This is a genomic window from Candidatus Steffania adelgidicola, from assembly GCF_020541225.1.
Classification (GTDB): domain Bacteria; phylum Pseudomonadota; class Gammaproteobacteria; order Enterobacterales; family Enterobacteriaceae; genus Steffania; species Steffania adelgidicola.
This window is the reverse complement of the sequence record NZ_CP045889.1, coordinates 762,473-787,097: the sequence shown is the minus strand read 5'-3', so window position 1 is coordinate 787,097 and position 24,625 is coordinate 762,473. Positions and strand designations below refer to the sequence as shown.

General features: G+C 38.0%; 12 protein-coding genes, 1 tRNA gene and 2 pseudogenes. 10 read left to right on the top strand and 5 right to left on the bottom strand.

All coding sequences use genetic code 11. From position 1 onward, the window contains the following. The first annotated feature begins 1,024 nt into the window (after positions 1-1,024). The 3 genes from ispD to gyrA all read left to right on the top strand — a co-directional run bounded on the left by ispD (position 1,025) and on the right by gyrA (position 6,553). Positions 1,025-1,732, top strand: a complete 708-nt coding sequence (ispD, locus tag GFK82_RS02205; RefSeq protein ID WP_226810316.1) for a 2-C-methyl-D-erythritol 4-phosphate cytidylyltransferase — start codon at positions 1,025-1,027, stop codon at positions 1,730-1,732. Then, on the top strand, positions 1,733-2,221 hold the full coding sequence (gene ispF, locus GFK82_RS02200; RefSeq protein ID WP_226810315.1) for a 2-C-methyl-D-erythritol 2,4-cyclodiphosphate synthase: 489 nt from the start codon (positions 1,733-1,735) through the stop codon (positions 2,219-2,221). Between the two features lie 1,725 nt (positions 2,222-3,946). Further along, positions 3,947-6,553 carry a DNA topoisomerase (ATP-hydrolyzing) subunit A gene (gene gyrA / locus GFK82_RS02195; protein ID WP_226810314.1) on the top strand — a complete coding sequence of 869 codons (2,607 nt, stop codon included), beginning with the start codon at positions 3,947-3,949 and terminating at the stop codon, positions 6,551-6,553. A 241-nt stretch (positions 6,554-6,794) separates the two neighbouring features. Here the strand turns inward: gyrA and GFK82_RS02190 are convergent, their stop codons facing one another. Then, complete coding sequence (locus tag GFK82_RS02190; protein WP_226810313.1) at positions 6,795-8,351, bottom strand: TerC family protein; 1,557 nt, start codon at positions 8,349-8,351, stop codon at positions 6,795-6,797. A 554-nt stretch (positions 8,352-8,905) separates the two neighbouring features. Here GFK82_RS02190 and manX point away from each other — a divergent pair. The 6 genes and pseudogenes from manX to mrcB all read left to right on the top strand — a co-directional run. Continuing rightward, positions 8,906-9,892, top strand: a complete 987-nt coding sequence (manX, locus tag GFK82_RS02185) for a PTS mannose transporter subunit IIAB (RefSeq protein ID WP_226810312.1) — start codon at positions 8,906-8,908, stop codon at positions 9,890-9,892. Positions 9,893-9,974: 82 nt separating this feature from the next. Then, positions 9,975-10,775, top strand: a complete 801-nt coding sequence (locus tag GFK82_RS02180; RefSeq protein ID WP_226810311.1) for a PTS mannose/fructose/sorbose transporter subunit IIC — start codon at positions 9,975-9,977, stop codon at positions 10,773-10,775. A 9-nt stretch (positions 10,776-10,784) separates the two neighbouring features. Further along, on the top strand, positions 10,785-11,633 hold the full coding sequence (locus tag GFK82_RS02175) for a PTS mannose transporter subunit IID (RefSeq protein ID WP_226810310.1): 849 nt from the start codon (positions 10,785-10,787) through the stop codon (positions 11,631-11,633). A 185-nt stretch (positions 11,634-11,818) separates the two neighbouring features. After that, positions 11,819-12,574, top strand: a complete 756-nt coding sequence (locus GFK82_RS02170) for a YciC family protein (RefSeq protein ID WP_226810309.1) — start codon at positions 11,819-11,821, stop codon at positions 12,572-12,574. Between the two features lie 1,250 nt (positions 12,575-13,824). Beyond that, positions 13,825-14,787: a 6-phosphofructokinase gene (pfkA, locus tag GFK82_RS02165; RefSeq protein ID WP_226810308.1), complete on the top strand. Its 963-nt coding sequence runs from the start codon at positions 13,825-13,827 to the stop codon at positions 14,785-14,787. A gap of 1,490 nt (positions 14,788-16,277) precedes the next feature. Beyond that, positions 16,278-18,563, top strand: a pseudogene (gene mrcB / locus GFK82_RS02160) (bifunctional glycosyl transferase/transpeptidase); the annotation flags it as partial. 7 nt (positions 18,564-18,570) lie between these two features. On the opposite strand, the gene GFK82_RS02155 reads toward mrcB, so the two are convergent. After that, positions 18,571-18,646, bottom strand: a tRNA-Asn gene (locus GFK82_RS02155). Positions 18,647-20,898: 2,252 nt separating this feature from the next. Here GFK82_RS02155 and GFK82_RS02150 point away from each other — a divergent pair. Continuing rightward, complete coding sequence (locus GFK82_RS02150; RefSeq protein ID WP_226810307.1) at positions 20,899-21,051, top strand: hypothetical protein; 153 nt, start codon at positions 20,899-20,901, stop codon at positions 21,049-21,051. Between the two features lie 447 nt (positions 21,052-21,498). Here GFK82_RS02150 and GFK82_RS04020 read toward each other — a convergent pair whose 3' ends face one another. From GFK82_RS04020 to GFK82_RS03955, 3 genes and pseudogenes are all read right to left on the bottom strand, one after another. Then, entirely contained in the window at positions 21,499-21,690 is a 192-nt protein-coding gene (locus GFK82_RS04020) for a carbon starvation CstA family protein (protein ID WP_420885609.1), read from the bottom strand. Positions 21,691-21,964: 274 nt separating this feature from the next. Beyond that, positions 21,965-22,107, bottom strand: a pseudogene (locus tag GFK82_RS04075) (carbon starvation CstA family protein); the annotation flags it as partial. 223 nt (positions 22,108-22,330) lie between these two features. Next, a complete protein-coding gene (locus GFK82_RS03955) occupies positions 22,331-22,453 on the bottom strand; it encodes a hypothetical protein (RefSeq protein ID WP_282100966.1) in 123 nt (40 codons plus the stop codon). Positions 22,454-24,625 lie beyond the last annotated feature (2,172 nt).

Below are 24,625 nucleotides of genomic sequence, written 5' to 3'. Positions count from 1 at the left end.
ATATTCAATGGCTTATTTCTAGTATATTATTGATATATATTGTGTTTTATATGGATTGATTGCTGTGTTGCATTTATATAAATAGAAATCAAAGCCTACTCGAAATATAGCAAGGTTAAGAGATTTAAATTAAGCCTCTTTCCCTAAAAGAGGTGATATTGGTTATTTATCAATAATAAGAATGAGAAACTCTCTAACACTGAATTACTATTCCGCTAGTTAATGGCTATACACAGAATGACAATTAACAATGATTTTTTTTCCTAACGGATAGCTCTTTTATTGAATTAGCATTGCTAATAGTAAATATATAGGAAAGTACGATCAAGGTATCCTGACGTGGTGTATCAGTTATGTAAAAGAATATTTCTTTTAAAGAAATCATTATCTATTACTCTGTTTTCAATAGGTTTTTACATGATTTATAGATACCATATAACTAAAATAAATAAGATGAATAATATTAATTTTTCTTTTAACACCAGTTCTCTATTATGTATTCAGATATAAACATCCAAGAGAGGAATGTGTATATCGAGTATTGAAATGGTAGTAGAAAGCATCAATTGTGTCTCTCCATAGGAGAGTATGCCTGGGGGAATAGGCAATGAGTTTTAAGCATTGAGTGATATTTTAAAGTGATACATAGTGAAATATATAGTTAAAAACTAATGTATACCTTTTGATTCCAAAAGTTTATAATTCAATCTGAATTATGCTGTACCTTCGGTAAAAAAGGTGAATATTATTCATATGTCCATTATGGACGAATTGGAATGTGCGATTTGTCTCACTAAAAATAAGTTGAATGATTATCTTGGTAACAAACAATCAGCCGTAACCAAAACCATGCAAGAATAAATTATGCCTGAACATAATAATGTTGTTAGAAAGCAGAATACTGTCGAAAACAGATAATCTTAAGATAATTAACCTTGCTAAAAACTTCTATCACCTCGTGATAAGGTGGAAGATGCTATCTTGTATCCCCCATTAGGTAAGCAAATCAATAATGATTTTATCAATGCCTTCTGTCCCGGATGTTATTGCTATAGTGCCGGCTGCTGGAATCGGTAGCCGCATGCAGGCACTTTTGCCAAAACAATATCTTACTATTGGCGATAAAACTCTACTAGAACATGCAATTGGGGTGCTTTTGTCCCAAACGTGTATTCGCCAGGTGATTGTAGCGATAAATCCTGCAGATCGCTGGTATGAACGATTACCCATAGCCACCAATCCGAGGGTTCACGCTGTTACGGGTGGGAAGATTCGTGCTACCTCAGTAATGGCTGCCCTACGAGGAGGGTTTTCGGCTACTTGGGTATTGGTACATGACGCTGTGCGTCCCTGTTTGCATCAAGACGATCTGTGCCGCCTTCTGGCGATCACCACGCATACTGACGTTGGAGGGTTGCTAGCGTCACCAGTGCGTGACACTATGAAACGCGCTAATTCCCATACAAATATTGTGGCACATACTGTAGATCGGGTCGATTTATGGCATGCGATGACACCTCAGCTATTTACGCGCGATTTGCTGAAAAACTCCCTGGAGCGTGCATTACGAGAAGGGGCAACAGTAACCGACGAGGCCTCAGCAATAGAATATTGCACCTATGCACCGCTGTTGGTCACAGGGCGATCGGACAATGTTAAAGTAACGTATCCGGAAGATTTAGCGTTAGCACGCTTCTTTTTTTCTCAATTATCCAATACGGAGAATATATAAATGCGTATCGGACATGGTTTCGACGTGCATAAATTCGGTGGTGAAGGCCCTCTTATTATAGGTGGCATTCACATCCCTTATTCAAGGGGGCTTCTAGCGCATTCCGATGGTGATGTCATGCTGCATGCTGCCATCGATGCGCTCTTGGGTGCCGCTGCACTTGATGATATCGGTAAATTATTTCCGGATACGGATCCGGCTTACATGGGGGCCGATAGCGGCATTCTATTACGCTCCGCTTGGCAAAAAATTACAGAAAAGGGTTACCGTATGGGGAATCTGGATATCACTCTTATCCTTCAAGAACCAAAGATGGCGACTCACATTTTTAAAATGCGTGAATATATTGCCAAAAATCTCGATTGCCAGATAGATGATATTAATATTAAGGCAACTACTACCGAACAACTGGGTTTTATCGGCCGCGGTGAGGCGATTGCCTGCGTAGCAGTGGTGGTCTTGATGGGTCATGTATTATCATTTGTTTAGATGATATAGTGAGTTTTACTAATTGTTTTAAAATTCACTCATTATTTCTTTATAGATTATAGTGTTTTTCAAATTACACAAACAATGTGATCTAGATTAATATATCACGGCATATAATTATTTCAGAGTCTATTAGGTTTCAATGTTGACTGATTTATTCTAGAGTACGATACAGTTATATATTTAAATGGCAGTTAAGAGAATACAGTACACATATCAATATGTATATTATCTCTCACTCTTTTTGAGAATGAACATCATAGTTTCCTTACGCCGCTATGATACAGGGTTTATAGATTTTTTTTGAAAAACTGATTATGATATTAATGAGTTCCTCAACTCTCTTTCTATTTAAAATAGTTTAATATGCTCAAAAAATAAAAGTAATCAAGGCATCAGCGTTAAGATCTATTTCGTAATTCTGTAATCGTCTAGAGAGTTTCATTAAAGTGCATGATGGATTTAAAATCCTCTCAATCTGAGAGGAGTAAAGTCTAGCCAAATGCAGAGATACTGTTGAATAATTAACTTATTAGAAACAGATTAACATATATAGAGTTATATTCTTTAAAAGAATTAAAGTGAACAAGTTATAACATTGCAAGGAAGTGTTTTTTAAACAATGTGAAAAGAAAATGAGTAAGTGGGATAACTCGGTATTTTACAACTACTATTCAGTGAGTGGTTACGAGATATAAAATATCTCACTGAATGTGATATTTGCTTAATTTAACACTTCGCTAATTATTTAACCCCTCTGATTTATATGCATATTACTTATGATATTAAAATGATTGTGTATTGAAAAATCATGAAAGATAGTGATATGGAGCGGTGCTCATGTGGCGGGGTGTGATCTACTCAATTTAACGGTGTGGGTGGATTTGATGCATATATTGAAAGGATGAGTATTCCAGACTAGCATGAGGAAGATGTATAGAGATACATGTAGATAATTAACCGAATCTTCAATGCCGAGATATGTTTTGTGCAGGCTTCAAACATCTTCTGGTGATAATTTAAAAGTAACGCTATTGTTGTTCGGTTTAGACGAGTTATCATTACTCATACTCGTGATAGCAATATTTAAACTAGATATGTGTTTTCCTTCTTGTGCAGTACTTTCTGATAGGTTTCGACTTTGCAGTAAGCATCTGATGCTTGTTCTAAAAAAAACTACCAGCTTGGTTACAAGCATATAATCAACAGACAGTAGAATGATACAGTTGGGTAGTTTATCTTTTCTCTTGTGGTTTAACAAGAGAACGATGACAGTGTGGAATTTACCGATTGCATCTGAATCGAATTCTCCGCTCCACATTGAATTAAATTCTTAGCTCAATCTCTAAGTGTTCTATCGACTCTTGCCATTCAGCTTACAATAGGTGCTACAGGAGATACATCATGGATGTTATTAGCATGCGGCCTTAGAGAAGTTTTAGACTCTTATGATAAAAACCATAGTCAGAAACTTGAGTGTATACTGTGCTAATGCGTTTTTTTAGGATTGAGAATCCATCAGTTTTTGTAGTAAAGTGCCATTTTACTCTATGAATATTAATGAATACTTCAAACATAATTATACTGTCACCATAGAATATAATATATGAGATTGTGCCGTTTCATCTTTCGATGGGGAGTGATCCCCCTTATTAGAAAAAGATGGTATCCTGTAATACATTAAATCCGGGTAGATACTTCATTTAGTAGAAGGATATAGGCGTTATGAGCGACCTTGCTAGAGAGATTATACCGGTCAATATCGAAGAAGAGCTAAAGCGTTCTTATCTAGATTATGCGATGTCCGTTATCGTCGGACGCGCCCTACCCGATGTGCGAGACGGACTCAAACCCGTGCATCGGCGAGTGCTATTCGCGATGCGCGTCCTCGGTAATGACTGGAATAGACCGTATAAAAAATCGGCGCGTGTTGTCGGTGACGTTATTGGTAAATATCATCCCCACGGGGATACTGCTGTCTACGATACTATCGTTCGTATGGCACAGTCCTTCTCACTGCGTTACATGTTAGTAGATGGACAGGGTAATTTTGGTTCCGTTGACGGTGACTCTGCCGCCGCGATGCGTTATACCGAAGTGAGAATGTCAGAAATTGCTCACGAATTGTTGGCAGATTTAGAAAAAGAGACCGTTGATTATGTACCTAACTATGACGGTACTGAGAAAATCCCTGATGTTTTTCCTACTAGGGTGCCTAATTTATTAGTCAATGGCTCTTCTGGCATTGCAGTAGGGATGGCTACCAATGTCCCCCCGCATAATCTTGCAGAAGTAATCGACGGTTGCCTAGCTTATATCGACGATGAAAATATCGGCGTTAAAGACCTGATGACATACATTTCTGGTCCGGATTTTCCCACTGCTGGCATTATAAACGGCCAACGTGGTATCGAAGAAGCTTATCGCACTGGTCGTGGAAAAATTCATATTCGTGCGGTTGCAGAGGTAAAAAAGAATGCTAAAAATAGCCGAGAAGCTATTATCGTGTATGAAATTCCTTATCAGGTAAACAAAGCGCGCTTAATTGAAAAAATTGCCGAGCTGGTAAAAGAAAAGCGCGTTGAGGGTATCAGTGCGTTACGTGATGAATCCGACAAAGACGGTATGCGAATTGTTATTGAAATTAAGCGTGATGCAATAGGAGAAGTGGTGCTGAATAATCTCTATTCACTAACCCAACTCCAAGTATCTTTCGGTATTAATATGGTGGCACTACATCAAGGGAGACCAAAGACTCTACCGCTAAAAGATATTTTATCTGCCTTTATATGTCATCGGCGTGAAGTGGTAACCCGGCGTACTATTTTTGAATTACACACAGCGCGTGAGAGAATTTATATTCTAGAAGCATTAGCAGTGGCATTAGTAAATATCAATCCCATTATCAAACTGATTCGACAGGCAGCAACCCCGGCAGAAGCGAAGCGTATCTTACTAGCATCTTCATGGTCACTTGGCACAGTCTCTTTTATGCTAGAACGAGATAGCGATACCACGGATCGTGTAGATTGGCTGGAGATGAGGTGCAGAATTCGCGATGGTCAATATTACCTGACTGAGCAGCAAGCTCAGGCTATTTTAGATCTGCGGTTACAAAAGCTGACTGCTCTAGAACACGAAAAACTTTTTGATGAATATAATATCCTTTTAAATCAGACAACTAAACTGATGCGCATATTGGAGCATCCAGAGTGCCTTATGGAGGTTATTCGTACAGAGCTTGCCGCCATTAAAGAGAAGTATAACGATCCACGACGCACTGAAATCACCGCACATACCTCAGATATTAATATTGAGGATCTAATAAACCAGGAAAATGTGGTGGTCACTCTATCCAATCAAGGATACGTGAAGCATCAACCGATCAGGGATTACGAAGCACAGCGGCGCGGCGGTAAAGGGAAGTCAGCAGCTAGCATCAAAGAAGAAGATTTTATTAACTGCCTACTTGTAACAAACACCCATGAAACGATCTTGCTCTTTTCTAGCCGAGGACGGATATACTGGATGAAAGTTTATCAGTTACCGGAAGCCAGTCGAGGTGGAAGAGGTCGCCCAATAGTAAACCTATTACCGCTGGAATCGAATGAACGTATTACTGCGATTTTACCGGTGGGTGAGTATGAAAAAGGACGACACGTCTTCATGGCGACCGCTAGCGGGATTGTAAAAAAAACCGCTCTTCTCGAGTTTAGCCGCCCACGTAGCGCTGGTATTATTGCTGTTAATCTTAATGACGGTGATGAGTTGATAGGTGTAGATCTGACCGATGGCAGCAATGAAATCATGCTATTTTCTGCTTATGGAAAAGTGGTTCGTTTCCAGGAAAATCAAGTGCGTACCATGGGTCGCAGTGCTTCTGGTGTTCGCGGCATTAATCTAGCGGAACGGGATCGAGTGGTCTCTCTCATTGTTCCACGTGGCAAAGGAGCAATATTAACGGTTACGGAGCATGGTTACGGTAAGCGGACAGGCCAGGCCGATTACCCGACCAGGTCTCGAGCCACCCAGGGTGTTATCTCAATTAAGGTCAGTGAACGTAACGGTCAAGTAGTAGGAGCAGTACAGGTAGATAACTGTGATCAGATTATGATGATTACCGACGCCGGCACTCTAGTGCGTACGCGTGTCTCTGAAGTAAGCATCGTAGGCCGTAACACTCAAGGTGTTACTCTTATCCGTACCGCGCAGGAGGAGAAAGTGGTTGGATTGCAACGTGTTGCCGAACCGGTAGAAGAAGAGGGGCTCTTGAATGCGGTAATACCGCATGACATCATTAATTCGGATAACGGTATTAGTAGTACAAGTTAAATGATTTATTTTTATCATGTAGAGTACGAATATAAGCTCTCTCTTCTCACAAATATCGCTGTGTTTTATTTTTAGTAAATTTGAAATTAATACTATTAAGTACTGCATCTGGTAATATACAAACTCTATTTTTAGTTCAGATGAGATAATTGAATTAATATAGTATGTTATTAGTGACTAACCGGTAGAACCGGTATCCTTAGACAATACCAATACTAAATAGACAGTAGTATAAAGAGTCTTATTCCACCTTTTCAGCGCAGTGACGTAGCGAGAGGTGTTCAATCCATACCTGTTCAATACGATATTCGACCATTTGTCGAATAGTGAAACGCCATCCATCCAGGATAAGTACGGTTCCCTCTACTGGCATTTGGTCGCATTGCGATAACAGTAATCCGGCTAGTGAGGCGACATCGTCTCGCCCACGTGCCAGCGATTGAGTATCTAGTGCTTGCTGCAAGGCGTGTAAATCAGTGCTACCTTTAGCCAGCCAGCCTTCATTATGAATCTCGATTTCTGGCGTTTCATCTTCGTCAGGAAACTCACCGGCAATGGCTTCTAGAACATCTAATGGTGTCACCAGCCCTTGGATGACGCCGAACTCATTAGAGACCATTACCATACTGCCTCTCGCTCGGCGCAGCTCTTCTAATAATTTTAGTACATCCAAGGTTTCTGGTACCACAATCGCTGAGTTGGCCGCGGCATAAGCCTTAACGTGTTCTCCATGGCTTACTGCTGCCATTAAATCCTTAGCCCTTACAATACCAATAAGCTGATCTAGTTCACCATTACAAACTGGGAACATATTATGAGGTGTCTCCATCAATGTTGCTCGTAGCTCCTCAACGGGCCGCTGACAATTTAGCCAAGTAATTTCGTTTCTCGGGGTCATGACGCTACGAAGGGTTCTAGAGGCCAGTGATAGCACTCCTGTAATCATATGGCGCTCTTCATCGGCGAAATGAGCCGGTTTAAACGCTTCAGCTGAATCATCCTCGCCAATGTCAAGCTGTGTTCTATTACCCATTAGTCGCATAATCGCTTCTGCGGTGCGTTCACGCATGGGTTTTGCAGACTGATTCTTAATAAAATTTCGGCGTGCTATCTGGTTCAACATTTCGATAAGAATCGAAAAGCCAATGGCTGCATATAAGTAACTTTTGGGAATATAAAAACCAAAACCTTCAGCAATGAGACTGAGACCAATCATCAGCAGGAAGCTGAGGCAGAGGACTACCACAGTTTGATGACGGTTAATAAAACGAGTCAGTGAACGTGACGCCAGCAGCATGATTAACATAGCTATTACTACTGCAGTCATCATTACCGGCAAATTATTAACCATCCCCACTGCCGTGATCACTGCATCAAGAGAAAACACCGCATCAAGAATGACAATTTGAACTACCACTGCCCAAAAACTAGCGTAACCGCCCCCGTCACTACTGTCGTGCTCTTTATTTTCTAGACGTTCATGCAGCTCGGTAGTGGCTTTAAATAAAAGAAATACCCCCCCAAGTAACAATATAAGGTCACGGCCAGAAAAAGAAAAGGCGCCTACAGTGAACAGGGGATGTATTAACGTGACAATCCATGAAATAAGTGATAGTAACCCAAGGCGCATAATTAGGGCCAGTGATAAACCCACCACCCGTGCGCGCTCACGCTTTGTTAATGGCAATTTATCCGACAAGATTGCAACAAAGACTACATTATCTATCCCGAGAATGATCTCCAGTAGGATAAGAGTCAATAATCCCACCCAAATTGAGGGATCTATTAAAAATTCCATCACAGGCTCCGTAAGGTATTTAGACTGTAGTGATCACAGGGCTCAACCGTATTTTTACCGGCAAAGGTGCAGAGACAGGCTACCAAGGGGAAATCCATCTTAGATCGCGGGATTAAATATAACAAAAGAAAGACGCAGCGCAGAACGCTAGTGAAAGGACAACAATGTTCGCTAGGGCGAATAAAAAACAATCAATTGACATCAATGACAATCCATAATAGGGCTGTTTACTCCCCTTATAATTTAAACCTTTGACTTTATCAGGGAACACCCATCAAGCACAAAACTTTTTCACTTTAGAATGTTTTAGAATTCTTATTTATTTTTTTATGCACTTATATCGTTTTCCTTCGCCAAATAACTGAGCGCCGTCACAATTTTTATTTTTTTTACATATTAAAATAAAGCGTAGTTTACTTCAATGATCATGAAAACTAAGGTTAGGACAAGTATCTTTTCTGCCTGTAAACTTATACCAACTAAGAGTTAGCGTCCTAGATATATCTTTTGTGTGGGGCCCATAACCCATATTGTAAATATAAAGGAGGTATCCAGTGAGTATTGCTATTATTATGGGCACTCACGGATTAGCAGCTGAGCAATTACTAAAAACAGCTGAAATGATTTTAGGTAAACAAGACAATGTCACCTGGATTGATTTTATTCCTGGCGAAAACGCTGAAACATTGATTGAGAAATATACTGCTTGTCTGGCAGATCTTGATATCGCATCGGGTGTATTGTTTTTGGTAGATACCTGGGGGGGTAGTCCATTCAATGCCGCAAGCCGCATGGTAATTAATAAAGAAAATTATGAAGTGGTGACCGGAGTGAATATACCCATGCTGGTTGAAACTTTTATGGCTCGCGACGATCATCCCCCTTTCCAAGAACTTGTTAAAACTGCAATTGAAACTGGACGGACCGGTGTAAAAGGGTTAAAATTCCTCGAATCGGAGCATATTGTTCCTGTCCCTTCTATTACCCCCCCTTTTTCGTTAAGGGTAAAATCTGCGGTACCACCTAAGATCGGTCAGCACAGACACATGAATATCATTCTAGCACGTATTGATGACCGTCTGATCCACGGTCAAGTTGCTACTCGCTGGACAAAAGAAACCAACGTAAAACGTATCATTGTGGTCAGCGATGATGTGGCTGCAGATACAGTACGAAAAACGCTACTTATCCAGGTTGCCCCTCCGGGTGTTACGGCTCACGTAGTTGATGTGGCGAAGGCTATTAGAGTTTATGAAAATCCAAAATATGCGAATGATCGCGTAATGTTATTATTCACTAATCCGAGTGATGTCGTCTGTCTTGTTGAGGGTGGTGTTGCAATTACCTCTGTTAATATTGGAGGGATGGCGTTTCGGCAGGGGAAAACGCAGGTGAATAATGCTGTCTCAGTAGATGAAAAAGATATACAGGCATTTAAAACACTCAATAAATACGGGATTGAACTGGAAGTGCGAAAAGTATCCAGTGATTCCCCGCTAAAAATGATGGATTTAATTAAAAAACTTAGCAATTACGCCTGATGTTAAATAATCCTCATTAAGAGCGTAAATTTACTTAAAAACAAATATATCGCTCTATTACGTAAATGAGAGGAGAAGTGCAATGGAGATCAGTACGCTACAACTTGTACTGATATTTGTCGTCGCCTGTATTGCAGGTGTAGGATCAATTCTCGACGAATTTCAGTTCCACCGCCCGCTGTTGGCTTGTACCTTAATGGGTTTAGTCCTTGGCGACATGAAAACTGGTATCATTATTGGTGGAACCTTGGAAATGATTGCACTGGGTTGGATGAATATCGGTGCTGCGGTGGCACCAGATGCTGCTCTAGCATCTATCATCTCAACTATTCTAGTTATTGCGGGGAATCAAAGTATCGGCGCTGGCATCGCTTTGGCAATTCCATTAGCGGCCGCTGGGCAAGTCTTGACGATCATTGTACGCACTATTACTGTCGGTTTCCAGCATGCTGCTGACAGCGCTGCTGAAAGCGGAAACTTAACGGCACTAAGTTGGATTCATGTATCGGCATTACTACTTCAGGCAATGCGTATCGCCATTCCAGCAGTAATTGTTGGCCTATCTGTGGGTACGACTGCTGTGCACAACATTCTAAGCTCGATTCCAGAAGTTGTCACTAATGGAATGAATATCGCTGGTGGAATGATTGTAGTGGTTGGTTATGCCATGGTAATTAACATGATGCGTGCAGGTTATTTGATGCCGTTTTTTTATCTTGGTTTCGTCATAGCAGCTTTCAGTAGCTTTAACTTAGTAGCTTTAGGAGTTATTGGTGTACTGATGGCTATTATCTATATCCAGCTTAACCCTCGGCACCAGCGAACCGCTGGAAAGGTGACTTCTTTACCGAGCGCCAACGAACTTGATAATGAACTAGATTAAAGAAGAAAAATGATTAATAATAAAGATATAGGTCAAAAGAAGTTAACGCGAAGCGATATACGAGGCGTGTTTATCCGCTCAAATCTTTTCCAGGGATCTTGGAATTTTGAACGTATGCAGGCGCTTGGTTTTTGTTTTTCCATGATCCCAGTGATTCGTCGTTTGTATCCAGAAAATAACGATGAACGTAAAGAAGCGATTAAACGACATTTAGAGTTCTTCAATACCCATCCTTATGTAGCATCCCCGGTACTTGGTGTAACGATGGCCATGGAAGAACAGCGTGCGAATGGAATGTCGATTGACGCCTCGGCTATCAATGGCCTGAAAATTGGGTTAATGGGACCGCTGGCTGGTGTCGGTGACCCGATTTTCTGGGGTACTGTCAGACCGATGTTTGCTGCGCTTGGCGCTAGTATCGCCTTGAGTGGAAGTTGGTTCGGTCCGTTTTTATTTTTCTTTTTATTTAATCTGGTGCGTTTAGCAACGCGTTATTACGGTGTAACATACGGCTATCGTAAAGGGGTCAATATTGTTAACGACATGGGTGACGGATTTCTTCAAAAATTAACAGAAGGCGCCTCAATTCTCGGGCTTTTTATTATGGGCGCTTTAGTTAATAAATGGACCCATGTGAATATTCCTATCGTGGTATCTCGTATCACCAATGCCGAGGGGGAGACGACAATTACCACTATTAAATCAATTCTAGATCAGTTAATGCCAGGACTAATACCTCTTCTGCTTACTTTCGTTTGTATGTGGTTACTACGTCATAAAGTAAATGCATTATGGATTATCATGGGCTTTTTCATCATAGGTATTTTTGGTTACTGGGGTGGTATACTGGGATTATAACTAGATTGAGAGAAAACGGCGTTAGGACTTTAAGAAGAGTCGTTATATATCAGACCTCTTTTTTTAAAAGAAGCATTGTTCTTGACTCTCCAAATTAACTTCGAAGCAATGGTAAAAACATCATGTGATTAAAAAGTTAAATAGCAGGCTAGCTTATTTGTGAATTGTTTTGCTAAGGAGCTTCCATGCCAATTAGAGTAAGTACTCTATCTAAAGACATGCTGAATTTTTTCCGTTACCAGTTTAGTAGTATTATGTTCTTGGTGCTATTATCAGCCCTGATAAGTGTTGTTCTAGGACATGCATTATCACCGGGATGTGGGCAACTGATGATGCTAAACAACGCTGATTATATAAACGAAACCACCAATATGAGTCTTTATCAATTGGTAGAAGAAATGTCAATTGATCAGCAGCGTATCCTGTTCAAAGCTGCTATTGCAGGAACCTTATCAAGCCTGCTCGGAAATGTGGTTCTATCGGGAGCGCTGCTCACTATTATTCGTATGGTATCTAATCGTCAGCCTGTTAGTGTGTTCAACGCCATCAGTCTCTCAGTGCCTCTATTAACTCGCCTAACGGTGCTTATTTTTCTTACCACAGTATTAGTTCAGTTAGGTTTATTGCTTATTATCGTACCGGGGTTCCTATTGGCTATTGCATTTAGTTTAGCTCCAGTGATTATTGCTACCAGAGATAATGCAGGAGCTATTAAATCAATGTCTATAAGCGCTAGTTTAGCCTTTCCTAATCTTCGACTGCTGGCTCCAGCAGTATTATTGTGGCTGCTTGCAAAGGTGGCGCTGTTACTACTAGCAACGCAGTATGTGATGATATCGCCCCTAATAATAGGGGTGATATTAAATGTTTTGAGCAATCTTATTTCCGCTCTTTTACTAATCTATCTTTATCGTCTTTATATGTTATTACCCCAGAATTAATGGGGGGGATAGCATTTATCCTTAATCTATTTTTTAGCCTTTCTGATCTAATCAGTATATTACTCTTTCTCATTCTTGTACATTTTATAGTAGACAACTAACAAAGTTTCATTTCGATGTTTAGAGTAATCTTGCATTTAAGTAAAAATGCTATGATTTATATATATGACAGTATTAAAAATGATTCCTGTCACTATATGTTTTTCTTTCCAAAATATCAGCTATCGCTTTACATTTAACGGTTTTATTTTCCAATCTTTATTGAGATAAAGCTCAATTGTAAAGTTATGTACAGCGATTTATTTTAACCTAAAACTGTTTTGTTAAAATCATAACGAATTGTTTTAAATGTATTTTCTATCGTGATATAATTGCTATATCACTATCCTTAGTGATAGGTTTTATCGATAATGCTAAAACAGTGCCTTATATCAAGATAGATAATCTTGATCTCATAATCGGTTTTCTGTATTGCGTGTAATTTTAGTGTAAAAGAAATTAATGAAAACCTATAGAGATTTTTAACGTATTCTGACAAGAATATAAAATAATATTTCTCATTTGAGAATGTATTATAGTTCAATATATCTATATTGTTTTATTTAAAGACCTTATGTGTGGCTTTGATATTTTTTCTATCTTTTTAAAAGATTACCAATCCCTTCTTAATAAACGTTAGTTCAGAGAACACATCAAAGTTTGACGAAATGGATTTTATCTTTATTAATTTTATTAATGTATTTGAAGTCTTATTAATATCTTATAAGTTCTCGTCGCTTGTCTATGGAGACAATGCATCATAATATTTTTTCTGTTGACTTTATCTCTTCGTATTAATATGACTCTATATAACATGGAGGGATTAAGAGTCATGCAGTTATAATGGATCTATTAGTTATATCTTTATCACACAGTCGGATATAAATGGAGGCCAGCAAAAAAATGAAAAAATCCATTGAGATAAAGATACTCTGTTCGTAGTCACGCTAGTCTCATTGAGATGATATAATTTTCTGGATGTAATGTTTATCTGTAAATTACAGCATAACCGGAGGTGTGTTTTTTTACAGTATTATGCATGGATAAAAATGGCTATATATTCACGGAATATTGGAATAAAAGTCCACCTGAATCAGTGAAGTGTGAGTAACGTGTTAAGTTCTTTACTTACACCAATATCCGTTTCTCGTAGAAGAATAGTCATAAATATATTTTGTTCTATACATGGCATCTTAAGTAAAGAGGTAATCATGATTGAAAAAATCGCTGTACTAACAAGCGGTGGTGATTCGCCAGGAATGAATGCAGCTATCCGGGGGGTTGTGCGTGCTGGTCTTTCTGAAAACCTAGAGGTTTATGGAGTATATGACGGTTACTTGGGCTTGTTTCAGAATCGGATGGTAAAACTGGATCGCTATAGTGTTTCAGATATGATTAATCGCGGGGGGACTTTTCTAGGGTCTGCACGTTTTCCTGAATTTCGGGAGAAAGATACTCGTGCTATTGCTATAGATAATATGATTAAACGCGCGCTTGATGCACTGGTAGTAATCGGCGGAGACGGTTCTTATATGGGGGCACAGCGCCTGACAGAAATGGGATTCCCTTGTATTGGCCTGCCTGGAACAATTGATAATGACGTAGCGGGAACAGACTATACTATTGGATATTTTACCGCGTTGGAAACTGTTCTTGAGGCGATTGATCGTTTGCGAGACACCTCTACATCACATCAGCGTATTTCTATTGTAGAAGTCATGGGTCGATATTGTGGTGATCTAACTATGTCAGCAGCTATCGCAGGTGGCTGCGAATTCATTATACTGCCTGAAGTTAAATTTCAAGCGAAAGACCTAGTTTACGAAATTAAAGCAGGTATTGCTAAAGGTAAAAAACATGCTATTATCGCAATTACGGAACATATTTGTAATGTCGCTGAGTTAGCACAATATATTGAAAAAGAAACAGGACGAGAAACTCGGGCTACCGTACTTGGACATATCCAGCGTGGGGGATCGCCATTAGCCTATGATCGAATCTTAGCTTCACGTATGGGGGCATATTCTATTGAACTTTTATTACAGGGCTATGGCGGTCGTTGTGTCGGGGTTCAGAATGAACGGATGGTTCATCATGATATTGTTGATGCGATTGCAAACATGAAACGTCCATTTCGCAGTGATATCTTGGCAACCGCAAAAAAACTTTTCTAATTTTATTCGGGATATCTTCTTATATCAGGGTGCTGATAGCTTCTTTGAAGACGGATTACTTAAAGACTCAAATGATGTCGATAAATTCATTTATTTTCGTATAATGTTTCTGTAATTTCTAGAATGTCTAAAGTGTATTCCTTTGACTGATACGATTTCCCATTAAATACATGACTTCAAAAGGACTCCTGCAGCAGGAGGTTTCCGATGCTGAGTGAATAATCTTCTCTATTTAGAACTTTCTTTTCTGAAAAAGATAATTATAAACAACTTACTTAATATTTAGTTTAACTACATCAAAATGTTAATTTTGAGATGGTAATAGAAGAAATGAAAATTAATTAAGAGAGTAATGGCAAAAAAAACAAGCTTGATTAGCAGAGATATTCTACGTTAGAGAAAAAAACTCAGAACCTCGTATGAGAAAGAAAGAAGAGATTAATAATGGATGTCGCTATCATATAAAGATATATGATGCTAGTGAAAAAAGTGTTAAATACTGGATAGTCGCGTGATTTTATAAATCCACAGAACAAACATATATTAAGAAATTTTATTTTTAATTTGTATATTCATTTTTATAAATATATATAAACTGGATAATATCGGGTAGAAAAACACCGATGTAATATTATAAATATTTCATATACAGTCAGACCTAAAATATTCAAAAGTTATCACCTTTTTTATTAGAGAAGGTAAATAAAAATATCTCTATATCTCAGCAGGTTACATTCAGTCATTTCACTCTACTGAAAAACAAATTATTTTATCTTTACGTAATTATTCCAATGTTAACACAGACGTTAAGTTCATGTGTCACTACCGAAACATGGCTTAGACAATCAACCTTTCACTTCTCGTAAGAAGAAGATTTCCCTTTAAAATTAATTATGTATTGATTCGTCTAGCTAGCTCTGGAGGGGTTTTACATTTAGATATCTATTGTAATTTATAAAATGTAAGGCCTGATGACTTTTGTAGAAAAAAGAGGGTCTTTCTCAATATCGCAAAAGTCTCATACAGTCCTTAGATCAGAATCTGTTTAACTCAACTCTTGATAGAAAGCAAGAGTTGAGTTGATACGTAAACTACAGGTACTTTAGACAAGTACCAAAAACAAGTGTATTAGGGGGAGTGATAAGAAGCCTGACGCATAGGAAGATCAATATTATTATATTTTGAATACGGAGGAAGGTGGTTATATAAGTAAAGTTTTATAAAACCTGATAAAATATCAAATTGGTCCGATGGACGGATAGCTGATAAAGCGCACTAAGCCTAGAATAAATTTAAAACTTATATATAACTAAAAATAGAGATATAGATGCTTCAGTTATCTCAGGCAGAGATAAGTCATGAACAATATCGCGGGTAATCGTAAATCCATCAGATGTCCTCGGTAGCTATCCAGGCTGCGAGTCCGCGCTATAGTGTTGTCGGGATGAAAATAAAGGAGGGGGTATTTAATGCCGACACGTATGGAAAAAGGACGAAACAAAACACTAAAGAAAAAACACAGACAGCATAGATATTTTCTAGGAATTATACTGTTTTTCGTCCTGCTCATTGTCTTATATGGCGTGTATTTAGATATGCAGGTCCGTGACCGTATCGATGGCAAAGTCTGGCAGCTACCGGCAGCGGTCTATAGCCGTATAGTGAATCTAGATCCAGGCATGTCCTATACTCAACGTGATATGGGCATTTTGCTAGAAAGCATGCAGTACCGGGAGGTTTCCCATATTACCCTTCCGGGAGAATTTACAATGCATACTAATGTCATCGAACTCTGTCGCAGGTCATTTGATTTTCCTGACGGTAAAGAGGAGAAAATCCATGCTCTTATGAAGTTTTCTAAAAACCATCTTCTAGAGATTAAAAACCAGGATACCCACCGCAATTTCGGATTTTTTCGTCTTGATCCCCGATTAATCACTATGCTGCAACCGCCCCAGGGCGAACAACGGCTGTTCTTGCCGCGCACCGGTTTCCCATCTTTACTAGTAAATACTTTAATAGCTACTGAAGACCGCAATTTCTATAAACATAGTGGTATCAGTGTGTCCTCAATCTGCCGCGCTTTCTTGGTGAATATTACTGCCGGACATGCGGTACAGGGAGGAAGCACGCTGACTCAGCAGTTGGTGAAAAACTTGTTTCTAAGTAAGGAACGTTCGCTATGGCGTAAAGTCAATGAAGCGTATATGGCGATGATCCTCGATTACCGCTATAGCAAAGATCATATCCTGGAGCTGTATCTAAACGAGGTGTATCTCGGTCAGAGTGGAAACGATCAAGTCCGCGGTTTTCCGTTAGCTAGTTTATATTATTTCGGCCGTCCCGTGAATGAACTAAGTCTTGATCAGCAAGCAATGCTGGTCGGGATGGTGAAAGGGGCGTCGCTATATAATCCTTGGCGAAATCTTAAGCTCTCGCTAGAGCGGCGTAATCTAGTTTTAAAATTATTAGAAAATCAACATATTATTACAAGTAAGTTATATAATATATTGAGCGTCCGGCCGTTAGGGGTAAAGCCTCACGGAGGTGCCATGACCCCGCAACCAGCTTTTATGCAGATGGTGCGTGAAGAGCTACAAAAAAAACTGGGCGAAGCAACCAAGGAGTTATCCGGCGTTAAGATTTTCACGACTCTGGATCCGCTGTCACAGGATGCAGCAGAAAGATCGGTAGAGGTGGGTGTACCCGCGTTACGTAATATCCGTGGCGTTAGGGATCTTGAAGTTGCTATAGTGATCGTAGATCGTTTCAGCGGAGAAGTACGCGCTATAGTTGGCGGGGCAGCACCGCAGTTTGCTGGTTTTAATCGAGCAATGCTGGCAAGACGTTCAGTTGGATCCCTAGCGAAACCAGCCACTTATCTGACTGCCTTGAGCGAACCAGATAAATATCGGCTTAATACCTGGATTGCTGATGAGCCGATTACGCTTGATCAAGCGAACGGAAATCCATGGTCACCTAAAAACTATGATCGAAAATTCCGCGGTAAGGTGATGCTAGTTGATGCATTAAGTCATTCGCTTAATGTGCCTACAGTCAATCTCGGTCTTTCCGTCGGGCTTCGTCGTATTACTGAGACACTAGTAAAGTTAGGCATTCCGTCTTCTGTACTGAATCCGGTTCCTTCAATGTTACTTGGGGCTATCAGTTTGACTCCCATAGAAGTAGCTCAGGAGTTTCAGACGATCGCTAGCGGCGGTAACCATGCTACACTGTCAGCTTTACGATCAGTGATAGGTGAAGATGGCACCGTAGTTTATCAAAGTTTTCCTCAATCGGAAAGAGTGGTGCCTGCAGAAGCGGCTTACTTAACGTTGTATGCGCTGCAGCAGGTGATGTCAAACGGGACGTCTCGTGCGTTATCACTCAAGTTCCCATTTTCTCATCTAGCTGCAAAAACTGGAACCACTAACGATTTACGTGATAGTTGGTTTGCTGGTATCGATGGGAAAGAGGTGTTTATTGCATGGGTTGGGCGTGATAATAATGGTCCTGCCAAGTTAACCGGCGCAAATGGGGCACTAACGTTATATCGTCGTTATCTTGAGAACCAGGCACCCTTAACATTGAACTTATATCCACCGGATGACATCCGGCAGATGTCCATTAACTATGCGGGGGATTTTATCTGCAAGGATAGAAATATGCTACGCACTTTACCGGTTTGGACAACCGATCCGCAGTTACTGTGCTCTAACCCCCACCTGGGAACTATGGGAAAAGAACCGGTTATCAAAGCCCCTGTAGGCCTCTGATATGTAGTGGCTCCTCTGACTGGACTCGAACCAGTGACATACGGATTAACAGTCCGCCGTTCTTCCGACTGAACTACAGAGGAACAAAGAAATTGTACCGGAACAGCGGTACAGTGTCAACAAGAAACCATATCCATGTCCATATCCTTGTCATTGTGTAATACTAATTTTCCGCGTATTTTATTTTATTCGAAATAATTTAAAGAATGAAATTTTAAGTTTCTATAGAAAACGGATAAAAATATCAAGTCTTAATAATCAATATTACATGTTAGCATCCACTAAATATTTAAATTAGGTAATAAAGGATCCTTCTAGATGTCTTGTTAATTCGTCTTTAGGTACATGGAGACTTACCATGAACATCGGCGAATCTTGGGATAGGAATTGAAAGTGTTTTTTTAGAGGAAAAGAATTATATTTTCTTAAGATATTCTCTTATCATGCATATAGTTTATGGTAGGTTAAATTCAGTATTACAGGCTATTTATGGTTGTTTAATAAACTTTTGGGATTGAATTTATGGATTAAGCTCTTAGCTTAAGAGAATAATGTTTTATAAAAACATAATAAAATCCAATCGATTACATGAAAATATTAGGTGGTTGTATACCATAATACAAGAAGAAGGCTGGTTTTTTAAATGACACGATAACAATTATATATTTTTGCTTATAATAAGAAAATAAATAGAGACTTTTAGATAAAGTTTAAAAATATTTAATGATTAATCCGTGATCAGTAGATAACATTTTATTAGAGTAGGTTATTTGTATAGTCACTAGACATAAGGTGTTTTACTCATGTTAAAGTAACTGTATTACATATCTAACAGATTGTAATATGATCTGTTTTTAATACTGAAAAGAATATCAAAAATAGAATTAGATAGCATCTAATAATATTTTCTGTATTGAAAAATTCAAATAAACAGCTGAATAACCAGTACAAACTTATACACTATATCTCGGATAATTAAGTATTAGTATTTCGTGTAATTATTACTATAATCCTACATTAATTTAATAGTTCATATTAATTATGAAAATATAATTACTAAATAATTACCTGATTGTGAAATGGTACTTTTTCTTTCGAGTAAATTTCAGAATAGCACTATTAATTAATTGGTTTGATTTTTTATTCTATAGTTTTTAGAAGTCCCGCCGAACTGGTTTCGTTGCTCTGATTCTACCCATAGTTGATATTTAAAGTAGTGATATTGTTTTTTTAAAGCATCAAAAATTGAATTTTTCATTGAGATTTTATTGATAATCATGGCATTTATCTACTCAATATAAATTTGAAAATTTTTCTTACATGAGAAAAAAATTACTGACGTGGTCTCCTCAGATTCAAGATGATAGAAAAGTAATTGTTTTCAAACAAATGATTTTTGTTGCATCGGATAGGAAAGGATTATGTTTAGATAAAACAGTCATCTGTTTTAAAAGATACGAACCTTGTTCTACAAAAACCTTTCGTTTTATTCACGATGAGTTTATAGTTTTATCGTGTATCTTCATGCTAAGGCATCCTAGTTAGGCGTAGTTCTCTGTTGGTTTTAACATGTCGGCTGGAATTCTTGAGCAGTCTATTATGAATATAATAAATCTTTAATGTAAGGAATTTAAAGCAACGATTTTATTTATTAGGAAAAGATATATTAAATACGTTATATATCAGTTATAATATAAAAACTTCTAGTTCTACCGAACACATCTAAAAATTAAAGAGATAATTAAGAGATCTTATACATATATAGAAAGCATACTAAAATATCTGGTGGATAATTTTGTATCCAGTTCGCTAGAATTCAACCTAAAATAAGAATAAATAAAACATACTGGGTACCCAGTACAATACTGGTCTTGTATTATCAGTCTCTATAGAGTAATCAAAATTGATTTTATTGGATAGATTCTTCTGATTAAACTTAGAATTGAATTTTTTCGGTCTATTTTTATGCGAAAAGCTATTGAACTCTCTCACAGCAAAATCGTTTGAGATAAAACAAGAAAAACATCAATATACTATTATAAATAGTAACATAATTATTTCGTAATTTTAGATAATTAATAGAATATAAAACCATTGTTACCAATTTACCGTAATTGTTTTCTTGATGTCCCGGGAAGCACTCTTTATGACTTATCGGTAGTGTATCAGGATGATATATAATTATATGTTCGAGATTATAATTATAATCCGGCACGTCTATCAGCATTCTAGTAACTTAATAAAGTTTTTTCCCTGCCATTACTAAGTATCGGAATATTGTTACCTCCTAATAACATCTGAGAGAAGATTATCTTGAGACACCCCGGTGGTAGACATGGTCTCACAGGCGTGGTGCGCTTGCCTGTGTAACATACAGTTAATGTTTTCCGGAGAGTTTACGCTGTTTTCCGGCAATGAGTTAAAAGTAGTGTCTTTATCGGTACGAAATGTGAAGCGTCGTGCCTGTAGGATAGTTTTAATACCATAAAAAAATGCTGTAGACTTCCATTAGAAAAAGATGCTATCAGGAGAGTATGAGCATAATTATTAACCGCAAAATTCGGCATGTTATTTATTTCATTCTTGCTAAGGCTGATGTTTCTTCACTAAGAAGATGGTTGTATGGACGGGAAAGATATATAAAACTTCCAGTTTCGGATTTTAACTGAACAGTGTCGGATCGAGTTAATAAGTTGTACAGATTACCAGCTATGTTAGCGGTAGCAGCGTTATCCGTATATAACGAATACAGTTACATCATTGATAATGCCTCCACTATACTTAACACCATCGCTACCGTAGCTATATTTGATTAGAAACACCAAAAAATAGACAAAAACTCTTTACCCCACCACAACGAGAGTCCTGGAGTCTTTGATAAAGAAAATACCCCTGCACTCCCAAAACAGCTAGTAGTACTGATAATTCTCACATTCTAAGAATTAATCTTATATCGCTGTGGCAATAAAATTCCAAGAAGAGCCTGCAATATAAAGCGACCAGTTCGAGTTCCGACATCTAGTTCTCTTAAGATAGACAGTGCTTTAAATAGAATTTTTAAAAAAAAATACCAGAATTCCATATTCTCGGTAGGTGAAATTTCATGCAATACCTTTCCAATCCACACTGCTAAGGTTCGGTGAACCTAGGCATGATTAAAGATGGATGGCTCATCCATTTCTTTCGAAGTTTGTAGGGTTTCTTCTAGAGAAATCCTACATTCTCAATTTCTTATTCTAGTCGCTGTTTGAGACGTTACTTCTTGTAGAGAAGTTATGATGATTCATGTGTATTCGCTACTGAGCACTGGAGGTCAGACATGATAATATCGAGGGATAATGGTGGGGAATTAATCACGACATATAGTTATTTTTAATAAGCGATGCGGTTATTCATGTTTTGATAGCAACAAAATGCTCCATCAATATCGCATCATACCCGATAAAATATGTGTTATTTTATTGGTTAAAAGTTTAGGTATCATACCAGAGGCAATGAGTGCATAAAATCCGGATACGGCGCCGCCGGTAATAGTAATAAACACCAAGTAGTTAAGTAATCCCGCGGCGCCAGTATTAACTAAACAGGCAATAGTTCCGATACGAATGCGTAGCTTATTAGAATATAGGAAACAGTGCTATCTTTAAAAGATAGCACTGTTTCCTAATAAGGATCTGAGGCAATGGGAGCACTAAACTAGATTAATAATCATACTAGGAGTATGTCTATAATTGATACTTCTCCCTATAATCATGATAATAAAATAGTCAAATAACGCGATCGCGCCAGATATCCGCTTTATTTCTCCCTTGACGCTCTCTCCGAGAGCAAATACCATTACGCCGAATTGATAGGCAGCAGAAAAAGAAATCTTGAAAAGCGCAGGCCATCTTTCCCCCTCCGAATGGGGAGCTATAATGCACCAGGAAGATAATCTATCCTTGCGTTGCAAGCCCCCGACTGCACTAGAGGGCGAGCACCGGATATTGCGGTAAAATAGTACCTAAATAATATATTTCGCGGTATGTTGGGATATAATTGAAACCATCGTTATTCAGAACTCCTAGCGTAGCAGGAGCAGGATCAACTCGTATTACATGATTGGGGGGCATGCAGACGTTAGTAGTGATAGGTAATTAGATAGACTCCTATTGAGGATACTATTTTCTATAGTGCACTGATATATTCGCCCCACCGTAGCGCAATTCCCCCCAGTTAGCAGGTATCGATCAATGCGATGATATACCATAAAATATGTTTTATAATGTTTTTATTTGTCATGTATGATATTGATGAATTCATATACTAGTCATGTTGATTGATATGGCAAGAGGTTGCTAAACTTAAATAAATATAGTGAAAGGGGGGTATAACAAAATAAGCGGTTATATGTTTAGATATAAGCATATAATGTGGATAAAGGGGATACCGAGGCAGGATTATCGGAATATCCAGTATATAATACCAGGAGCCACAAATAAAAAGAAGCACATTGAAAACTTTAAGTTGTAATTCTAACTGCTTATTATTTGCAATAGCGACTGCTCTCTGGTAGAGAAAATAGCTTCTGCTGGGTTGTAGCGCATCCTGTGCGTCTTTTTAAGAAAACCTTTTCTGGGATGCATCATATTCACCCAAAATTAGCGGTAGCATCGGAATAAATAGGCGTGAGCTGTTCTAAGGCATTAGATTCGTTAGCTTCGGATAATATCCGATGGCAGTATCGCTAGTAATACTGCTTTGTCTAGCGCTGGAAAATATTACCTCAGTAGTTTTCAACTGGTAAATGTGTGTATATAACTCATAGAGGAAATATAAGGAAGGAGGGGAATTTCTGTTGAATACGAAGACCACTCACATGGCGCAATATTTTCAGATGAGAATTGGATTTATTCCACTGATTTATCCCTACGACTGGAAAATAAAGAGGCTATAAGGTATCAATAGTAATACTGGTTTTAGTGTTTATTAGCCCGAGGGGGGGGACCACCTTTCACTTGCTGGTTTTAATATATTATTATCTCAAATATTATGATATTGATGATTAACTATTAGTTAAGCCTTGTTTATGATAAGATAATCAATACAAAGCATAATTAAACTTAAGTTTTTATGAAGATAGCTTATCTAAAGCTAGGCAACAGTTATTTTCAAGATGAGCACGAGATTTCATACAAGGTGTTTGCTTAGATTCATCTCCTCTAAGTGTAATTACCTCTCTGTACTAATCGTTGATTAGTATCACACATAGATAATACTATTACTTATTGTGTTTTTTAAAATAAAAATGTTTTCTTTATTGATATTAATTAATGTTTTTAAATGGATTTTCTGAATCCCACCATGCTTCAATTTGGATTGAATGACTTTTCATTTAGGTAAAAACATTAGATTTCCTTACAATTAATCATAGAATAAAATTCTTAGAGTGATTTTGCTTAAAATCGAGAAGCTTACTCATAAATAAAATTACCTTGCACTAGCTTTCATAGCTATATAATTGTAGGAATTAATAGTGTATTTGTTTTTTCTATAAAACGAAGAGTAGTACAGACGTTGGATCCTTTTTTCCTGATTTTAACTGGGTATCATTCAAATCTATTTTCCAGCATCAACAACGCGTAATGATGAGTTATAAAAAAATATTTTCTCTAGAAAACATGCGATTAGAAAAAATATAAAAAAACCAGACAATATACCATACCATCTGATCTCAATCCTAGATTGAAAAATGTAGAGGATGCTCGAACAATTGAATTAATATATCAAAAGACTGCCTTTACTTTTCTACTAAAGACCTTAATAAGGCACGAACTTATTAGTTCGATCCTTATAATTAGTGGTAACTTGAATCAATATTCAAGATGAAAACGCTATTGTAGTCTATGCAATATTACCATACAGTAAAAGTTGAATGCTTGAGACAGAATTCTTGCTACCTTCTGGTATGTCATACAACCGCTATCGCCTTAGTATAATATTCGGGCATTTAATTTCTATATAACTTTGTGCATTCGATAGAAGTACCTGGGATGAGTAGGAATGTTATAAATGTAAAAAAA

What these genes read in the sequence shown, in the direction of transcription:
- ispD (WP_226810316.1), top strand. Translation starts at nt 1,025, where the DNA reads ATGCCTTCTGTCCCGGATGTTATTGCTATAGTGCCGGCTGCTGGAATC.
- ispF (WP_226810315.1), top strand. Translation starts at nt 1,733, where the DNA reads ATGCGTATCGGACATGGTTTCGACGTGCATAAATTCGGTGGTGAAGGC.
- gyrA (WP_226810314.1), top strand. Translation starts at nt 3,947, where the DNA reads ATGAGCGACCTTGCTAGAGAGATTATACCGGTCAATATCGAAGAAGAG.
- GFK82_RS02190 (WP_226810313.1), bottom strand. Translation starts at nt 8,351, where the DNA reads ATGGAATTTTTAATAGATCCCTCAATTTGGGTGGGATTATTGACTCTT.
- GFK82_RS02180 (WP_226810311.1), top strand. Translation starts at nt 9,975, where the DNA reads ATGGAGATCAGTACGCTACAACTTGTACTGATATTTGTCGTCGCCTGT.
- GFK82_RS02175 (WP_226810310.1), top strand. Translation starts at nt 10,785, where the DNA reads ATGATTAATAATAAAGATATAGGTCAAAAGAAGTTAACGCGAAGCGAT.
- GFK82_RS02170 (WP_226810309.1), top strand. Translation starts at nt 11,819, where the DNA reads ATGCCAATTAGAGTAAGTACTCTATCTAAAGACATGCTGAATTTTTTC.
- pfkA (WP_226810308.1), top strand. Translation starts at nt 13,825, where the DNA reads ATGATTGAAAAAATCGCTGTACTAACAAGCGGTGGTGATTCGCCAGGA.
- GFK82_RS02150 (WP_226810307.1), top strand. Translation starts at nt 20,899, where the DNA reads ATGGTCTCACAGGCGTGGTGCGCTTGCCTGTGTAACATACAGTTAATG.
- GFK82_RS03955 (WP_282100966.1), bottom strand. Translation starts at nt 22,453, where the DNA reads ATGGCCTGCGCTTTTCAAGATTTCTTTTTCTGCTGCCTATCAATTCGG.